Here is a 7,300-nt window from a genome sequence, read left to right on the forward strand (position 1 = left end):
GTCCGGGCAGTTCACACCTTCAAATAGGTCAGCACGGCAAGCACTCTGCGATGCCCGACATCCTCCGTGGAGAGCCCGAGTTTCGCGAAAATGCTCCGAATGTGTTTGTGCACAGCGCCTTCGCTGACCACCAGCCGCTCGGCGATGGTGCCGTTGGTGTGTCCCTCGGCCATCAGCGCGAGCACTTCGCGCTCACGGGCGGTCAGCGCCGCCATCGGATCGTCGGCTTTGCGCCGCACCAGCAGCTGCGAGATCACCTCGGGATCCATCGCGGTGCCACCCGCGGCAACCCGGCGCAGCGAATCGAGGAAGCGGTCCACCTTGCCGACCCGCTCCTTCAGCAGATAGCCGACCCCGCCGGCGCCGTCGCCTAGCAGTTCGGCGGCGTAGCTGTCCTCCACCCAGGACGACAGCACCAGCACCGGCAGGCCGGGATGGATCTCGCGGGCCCGCACCGCGGCCCGCAGGCCGTCGTCGGTGAAGGTCGGCGGCAGCCGGATATCGACGACCACGGCGTCCGGTCGATCGGCCGCGACCGCGGTCAGGAAGTCGTCGGCGTTGTCGACGGCGGCGACCACGTCGATGCCCGCCGTGCTCAGCAGCAGGACCAGGCCCTCGCGCAGCAGGGCGTCGTCCTCGGCGATCATGACCCGCACGGCAACTCCACCCGCAACACAGTAGGGCCACCGGGCGGGCTCGTCAGCACCATCCGGCCGTCCAGCGCCTCGGCCCGGCGGCGGATGCCTGCCAGGCCACCGCCGTAAGTCTCCACCGCGCCGCCGACGCCGTCGTCGCGGATCTCGATGGTCAGCAGTTCGGGCGCCCCGCCGAGCACCAGGGAAATGCCCTCGGCGCCCGAGTGTTTGGTGGCATTGGTGAGCGCCTCGGTGATCACGAAATAGGCCGCAGCCTCCACCGCGGCGGGCCGCCTGCCCACCCCGGTGAGGTCGAGCACACACGGAATCGGGCTGCGCGCGGCAATGGCCGAAATCGCACCTTCCAAGCCGCGGTCGGAAAGCACCGGCGGATAGACGTTGCGCACCACGTCGCGCAGTTCGGCCAGCGCGGCCGTCGCGGTGTCCTGCGCCTTGCGGACCAGTCCGTCGGCCGCCGCCGGATCGCGTTCACGCAGTTGGTCGGCCAGTCCGAGCTGCATGATCACCGCCGCGATCCTGGCCTGCGCACCGTCGTGCAGATCCCGCTCGATGCGGCGCAGCTCGGCGCCGTGCGCGTCGAGCGCGGCCGCCCTGGTCGCGGTCAGCGTCGCGACCCGGCTGGCGAGCACGGCTCCCTCGGCCGGTCCCAGGAGGTAGCGCGCCGCCGACGCCTGCCAGCGGGCGACAATCGGGAGACGCAGGGTCACGGCGATGAGCGGAAACGCGAGAAGGAAGCTCATCGCCGCTTGCGGCCAGGAGTTGACGACGAAGCCGAACGTGTTGACGTCATTCTCGGGTACCGCCTGCCAGTAGGCCGGAATCAGTAGCTGATTGAGCGCGCCGGCAGGTATACCGATCGCGAAGGTCCCCAGAAATAGGCCAGTAGTCGCGTGTGCGACCAGCCAGGCGAAATCCCTGCGGTTGGCAGGATCGGTGAACACCGTGGTCACCCGCTGCCGCAGGCCGCCGGTGAACGGCTGATAGGACTCGACGATCGGTGTACCGAGATACTTTGCGGCCCTGCGACGTTCGAACGAGAGCAGCGGGCGGACCACCCGAAACGCCTCGGGCAGTGCCGGAATCCCCACGCCGATCAGGCAGAAGCTGCCCACGACCAGCAAGCCGATCAGCGCGAACATGGACACGAACGAAGTCACGCCGCCGACCACCAGGTACCAGATCGCACCGGGCAGCCATCGGACCCTGTCGCCCATCGCGCGGATTATCTCGTTCATGCGCCGCGCGCCCAGCCGACAAGCGTCGCATCGGCGGCCCTCAGGACAGCACACACCGCGCCCGGGACTGTCACAGTCCCGGGCGCGGTGCTGGCCCAAGCGAATTGGCTCACGTAGTACCGGATCCGTCCGCCGGTCTACCGGTGGCCCGGTCGAGACCGCCGCCGTTCGGCGGGCTCACCGCCTCACCGCCGCCGAGCACGAGCCCGGCCTGATCCATCACCCGCACCTCGACATCGTTCACCGAGTCCTTCTCGGCCGCTTCGGCTCTGGCCGCCTGAATGCCGCCCATCGTGCGCAGCGGCACTTCCTTCCAGAACACCACCAGGATCAGCGCGAGCAGCGCGACACCGGTCACGGACAGGAACACCGTCGACATGGACTCCGCGAAGCCGACCTTGAACGGGCGGGCCAACTCCGGGTTCAGCTGCTGGATGATCGAACTGTCCTGCAGCACCTTGCCCGCGGCCGAGGTGTCCTGCGCGAGCAGGCCTTTCGACAACGCGGCGTCAACCGGGTTGGTGCTGTTCGCGCCCTCGACCACCGCGTGCTGGAACTGCGGATCGGCAGCGGCACTGCGCATCTCGTCGGAGATGTTCGGTGAAAGCTGCGCGAACAGGATGGACAGGAACACCGCGACACCGAGCGTGCCGCCGATCTGACGGAAGAACGTCGCGGCCGCGGTGGACACGCCCATGTCCTTGGGCGGCAACGCATTCTGCAGCGCCAGCGTGAGCGGCTGCATCAGGTTGCCGAGCCCGAAACCGGTGCAGGCCATGAAGATCATCACCAGCCACAGCGGGCTGTCGGCGTTCAGGTAGTGCAGCAGGAACAGGCCGAACGTCAGCATGGTCGCGCCGATCAGCGTGAAGGCGCGATAGCGGCCGGTCCGCGCGATCAGCTGACCGGAAACCACCGAGCCGGTCATCAGGCCGAGCACCATCGGCAGCATCTGCAGGCCTGCCAGCGTCGGGCTCGCCCCGCGCACCACCTGCAGGTACTGCGGCAGCAGCGAGATACCGCCGAACATCGCGGCGCCGACCACGAACGAAATCACCACGCCGAGCGCGAAAGTGGTGTTGGTGAACATCCGCAGCGGGATCAGCGCCGCGTCCCGCAGCCGCTTCTCCACCAGCACGAACCCGATGATGCCGACCACGCCGATCACGTAGCAGGTCACCGAACGCCCACTGCCCCAGCCCCATTCCCGTCCCTGCTCGGCGACGATGAGCAACGGGACCATGCCGATCGCGAGGACGAGCACGCCCCACCAGTCCACCCGGTCGGTGGAATGCGGCCGCTTCGGCAGCTTCAGCACCCGGTACACCACGGCGAGCGCGATCAGGCCGACCGGCACGTTCACCAGGAAGACCCAGCGCCAGCCGCTGACCCCGAGAATGGTGTCCTGCCCGGCGAGTACGCCGCCGAGGACCGGGCCGATCACGCTGGACGTGCCGAACACCGCAAGGAAGTAGCCCTGGTACTTGGCGCGTTCCCGTGGCCCGACGATATCGCCGAGAATGGTGAGCGCCAACGACATCAGGCCGCCCGCGCCGATGCCCTGCACGGCGCGGAACGCCGCGAGCTGATACATCGACTGGGCCAGCGTGCACAGCAGCGAGCCGACGATGAAGATCGCGATGGCAAGCATGAAGAACTGCTTGCGGCCGAACATGTCGGACAACTTGCCGTACAGCGGCGTCGCCAGGGTCGCGGTGATCAGGTACGCGGTGGTCGCCCATGCCTGCAACGAGTAGCCGTTGAGGTCGTCGGCGATGGTGCGGATCGCGGTGGACACGATCGTCTGGTCGAGCGCCGCCAGCAACATTCCGAGCATCAATCCGCTCAGGATCACCAAGATCTGCCGATGGGTGAAAGCCGGTGGCGCCTCCATGGTCTCCGATGTCACGTGTCGTTCTCCGTTTCACTAAAGGCCTGGTCCCAGTTGCGGCGCATAGCGGCGACCATCTCTGGCCGTGCGCGCTCGAAGTCGTCGACGAACTGCCGCAGCAATGCGGCGAAGTCGGCCACGGATTGTGGCGTCCATTCGGACATGACCCTGGTCAGGTTTTCGTTGCGGCGTTTGCGAATCCGTTCGGCGACCATGCGCCCCCGCTCGGTGACGACGAGCACGGTGGCCCGTCCGTCATCGGGGTCGGCCTGTCGCTCGACCAGGTGCTGGGCGACCAATTGGGCCACCTGGCGACTGACCGTCGACGCATCCGAATGCAGCACCGCGGCGAGCTCGCCCGATCGCATCGGTCCGTCGCAGCAGAGCCGCATCAGCGCGCCGAAGGCTGCCGGATCGATACCGTCCTTGGTCCACGTGCCCAGCTGGGCCGCCGTGCGATCTCGAATCCGCTGCAATCGGCTGAGCTGCGCGGCGATCGTGTCGAGCGATTCGGGATCCACACACTTACCTTTGCTTGCATCAATCAATTAGTTGTGCGATGCAAGTATGTCGGCAGACTTGCCACTGGGGCAAGCGGTAAACCGGTCTTTACTTGCCCTTGAACTCGGGCGCGCGCTTCTCGAAGACGGCCTCGAGCGCCTCGGTCAGGTCTTCCGACGGCAGGAACGCGGCGTTCCACGCGGACACGTAGCGCAGCCCAGCGGCTACCTCGTCCTTGGTGCGCTGATCGAGCACGTCCTTCACGCCCTGCACCACCAGCGGCGGGTTCGCGGCGATCTCGCGTGCCGTCGCATGCGCCGCGTCCAGCGCCGCATCCTGATCGGCGAACACGTCGTTGACCAGGCCGATCTTCTCGGCGCGCGCGGCGTCGATGTCCTTGGCCGTGTACGCGAGTTCGCGCAGGTGCCCCTCGCCGATGATGCCGGGCAGCCGGTGCAGCGACCCGATATCGGCGACGATCGCGACCTTCGCCTCACGCAGGCTGAACTTGGCGTCCGCACTCGCGTAGCGGATGTCGGCGGCGGCGATCAGGTCGAGCCCGCCGCCGATGCACCAGCCGGAGATCGCGGCGATCACCGGCTTACGGCTGTCGGCCACCGCGGTCACCGCCGCCTGCATCTTGCGCACCTCGACGAGGAATTCGGTCCGCGGCGCGGCCAGCGCCCGCTCGCCCATCAGCGGGCCGAACGTGCCGCTCATCGCGGGCAGGTCCAGGCCGTAGGAGAAGTGCTTGCCCGAGCCGGTCAGCACGGTCGCGCGCACCTCGGGGTCGGCGTCGAGCGCCTGGAAGATCTCCGGCAGCTCCCGCCAGAAATCCGGGCCCATCGCGTTGCCCTTGCCGGGACCGATCAGCGTCACCTGCGCGACGTGGTCCTTCGTTTCTACGGTGAAAGCCTGCCATTCTGTCATTCGTACAGCGTAGAGGAGCCGGTCTCGGCGTGCGCCGAAAGGCCTGGCACCGCGCTGGCCAGGAATTTCACCGCAACCGCCCGCCATGTAAACCCTGCGCAAAATCACTGCGGCGCACTAGGTCCCACCGGGTCGGCTGCCGGATCATGAGTGCATCAGCACCCGCACTTCATCGCCTCGGAGGCCATCATGCTGATGCATCAGGGAATCGGCCTTGACCGATTCAACGAAATCACCCGTGCCCGTGCGATACACGCACTGTTCGAATGCTGCGGCAATGTCACCTGGGCCGCCAAGCTCGCCGACTCCCGACCCTACGCGGATTCGGACGCGCTGCTGGCCAAGGCCGATATCGAACTGCTCGCACTGTCCCAGGACGATCTGGATCGGGCACTCGAAGTAGTTGTGCACGAACATGTCTCGGGCGGCAACGTCACCGTGCTCGCGCAGATCACCCGCGCGCGCCTCACGACCATGCTCGGACCGAGCGAGGGCTATCCCGATTACTGAGGCATTCCAGAAGTAGCCAGACGTACGACCGTGGATCGCTCTACTCTGGTGTCATGCGCAGGTCGACATTGCCACCGATCGCCTGCCGAGTCGCGGACACCCTCATCGCCCGAGGGCATCACGGTGTCATCGTGACCCAGCCGGTACCGACACCAACGGTCGCGGACGCGGCGCGAGCACTCGGCGTCGACGTCGGCGCGATCACCACCGCGGGATTGTTCCTGCTCGACGACGATCCGGTGCTGCTGCTGGTCTCCGGCAAGCACGAGGTCGACCTGGAATCGACCGGGAAACGCCTGGAAGGCACGCTCACCCACGCGCCTGCCGACATGGTCCGCGAGGTGACCGGGCAGCCGATCGGCGGCATCGCGCCCGTCGGGCATCCCACCAACCTGCCCACCTGGGTGGACACTGCGCTCTCCCAGCATCGCGAGGTCTGGGCCGCAGGCGGGCACCCGAACACGGTGTTCCGCACCTCATTTCACGAGCTGGTCCGCATCACGGCGGGCCTCCCGATAGACGTCGACTGACGCTCGTCCGCCTCTCTATGTATTCGGGCCAGACCCATGTGCCCCATGGAAACCGCATTGACCAGCAGCGATCCTCCGCCGAGCAGACCGCCTTGCTTCGTGACGACCGAAGGCCGCGTAGGTTTGGACGGGTGACCGAAGCAGAACGGCCCGCCACGGATTTCCAGGTCCCCGACGACCTGAGCGGGATCACCGCCGAGCAGTTCCGCGCCTCCATGCGCCACTACCCGGCCGGCGTCACCGTCGTCACGCTGAACTCACCGAACGGCCCGATCGGCTTCACCGCGACCTCGTTCGCCTCGCTGTCCCTGGCGCCGCCGCTGGTCTCGTTCAACATCGCGCACACCTCGTCGAGCCTGGCCGCTCTGCTCGACGCCGACTCCGTCGTCATCCACTTCCTCGGCGAACACCAGCACCACCTGGCCCAACGTTTCGCCCGCACCGCGGAAGAACGGTTCTCGGACCGATCCCTGTGGACCACCCTCGACACCGGCGAGCCGGTCCTGCACGGCACCCCCATCTGGCTCCGCGCCACCATCCACCAACTCATCCCCCTCGGCGACCACACCCTCGTCGTAGGCCTCGTCACCCGAGTCCACGACAACACCAACGACTCCCCCGCCGCTGTCCCCCTCCTCTACTACAACGGCCGCTACCACCGCCCCACCAAACTCGGCGACTAGAGCGCCAGGCCCCGAGCCTTACCCGCCATCCAAGACGGCGAACGAGACCTCGACCGGAAACGGATCCGTCAGCCGCAACACGTCCTGATGCGTCTCGGCGAGACGGCGAAACGAGAATCCGGGACGTCCCGGCCGACTCTGCACGTAGTGCATCTCGAAGTCCGTCACCACCCCGGTGCCATGGACTTGATGCTATAGATCCTGGGCGCACCCGGAGTACCTTCGTCGTTTGCGTTGACCGACAAGTGGCTGTGGGATAGCCGCTGCGGCTAGGCAGTGTTTCGAAGTGGTGAGGGCGGGCCGGTTGGCCCGCCCTCATTGGTGTCGTAGCCATTGGTTGATTGCGGCGATGTGGATGGTGGCC

At 67.1% G+C, this 7,300-nt stretch carries 9 protein-coding genes; 3 read left to right on the plus strand and 6 right to left on the minus strand.

The features are described 5' to 3' along the window. Positions 1-11 precede the first annotated feature (11 nt). The 5 genes from ACGFNJ_RS36595 to ACGFNJ_RS36615 all read right to left on the minus strand — a co-directional run bounded on the left by ACGFNJ_RS36595 (position 12) and on the right by ACGFNJ_RS36615 (position 5,213). Entirely contained in the window at positions 12-656 is a 645-nt protein-coding gene (locus ACGFNJ_RS36595; RefSeq protein ID WP_393459198.1) for a response regulator, read from the minus strand. Continuing rightward, on the minus strand, positions 644-1,870 hold the full coding sequence (locus ACGFNJ_RS36600) for a sensor histidine kinase (RefSeq protein ID WP_393459201.1): 1,227 nt from the start codon (positions 1,868-1,870) through the stop codon (positions 644-646). Before ACGFNJ_RS36600 ends, ACGFNJ_RS36595 begins: the two co-directional genes overlap by 13 nt. Positions 1,871-2,000: 130 nt before the next feature. Next, positions 2,001-3,785, minus strand: coding sequence for an MDR family MFS transporter (locus ACGFNJ_RS36605; RefSeq protein ID WP_393459294.1), 1,785 nt, complete (start codon positions 3,783-3,785; stop codon positions 2,001-2,003). A gap of 11 nt (positions 3,786-3,796) precedes the next feature. Further along, entirely contained in the window at positions 3,797-4,303 is a 507-nt protein-coding gene (locus ACGFNJ_RS36610; RefSeq protein WP_393459204.1) for a MarR family winged helix-turn-helix transcriptional regulator, read from the minus strand. 88 nt (positions 4,304-4,391) lie between these two features. Further along, the gene (locus tag ACGFNJ_RS36615; RefSeq protein WP_393459207.1) at positions 4,392-5,213 is read right to left on the minus strand and encodes a crotonase/enoyl-CoA hydratase family protein; all 822 of its coding nucleotides are present in this window, start codon (positions 5,211-5,213) and stop codon (positions 4,392-4,394) included. A gap of 189 nt (positions 5,214-5,402) precedes the next feature. On the opposite strand from ACGFNJ_RS36615, the gene ACGFNJ_RS36620 reads away from it, so the two are divergent. The 3 genes from ACGFNJ_RS36620 to ACGFNJ_RS36630 all read left to right on the plus strand — a co-directional run bounded on the left by ACGFNJ_RS36620 (position 5,403) and on the right by ACGFNJ_RS36630 (position 6,936). Next, a complete protein-coding gene (locus ACGFNJ_RS36620; protein WP_393459210.1) occupies positions 5,403-5,723 on the plus strand; it encodes a 2-oxo-4-hydroxy-4-carboxy-5-ureidoimidazoline decarboxylase in 321 nt (106 codons plus the stop codon). A 53-nt stretch (positions 5,724-5,776) separates the two neighbouring features. Continuing rightward, positions 5,777-6,253, plus strand: a complete 477-nt coding sequence (locus ACGFNJ_RS36625) for a YbaK/EbsC family protein (protein WP_393459213.1) — start codon at positions 5,777-5,779, stop codon at positions 6,251-6,253. Positions 6,254-6,384: 131 nt separating this feature from the next. Beyond that, on the plus strand, positions 6,385-6,936 hold the full coding sequence (locus tag ACGFNJ_RS36630) for a flavin reductase family protein (RefSeq protein WP_393459216.1): 552 nt from the start codon (positions 6,385-6,387) through the stop codon (positions 6,934-6,936). 18 nt (positions 6,937-6,954) lie between these two features. Here the strand turns inward: ACGFNJ_RS36630 and ACGFNJ_RS36635 are convergent, their stop codons facing one another. Beyond that, the gene (locus tag ACGFNJ_RS36635) at positions 6,955-7,104 is read right to left on the minus strand and encodes a hypothetical protein (RefSeq protein WP_393459219.1); all 150 of its coding nucleotides are present in this window, start codon (positions 7,102-7,104) and stop codon (positions 6,955-6,957) included. Positions 7,105-7,300: the final 196 nt, after the last annotated feature.

This window comes from Nocardia sp. NPDC049149, from assembly GCF_043197455.1.
Lineage (GTDB): Bacteria > Actinomycetota > Actinomycetes > Mycobacteriales > Mycobacteriaceae > Nocardia.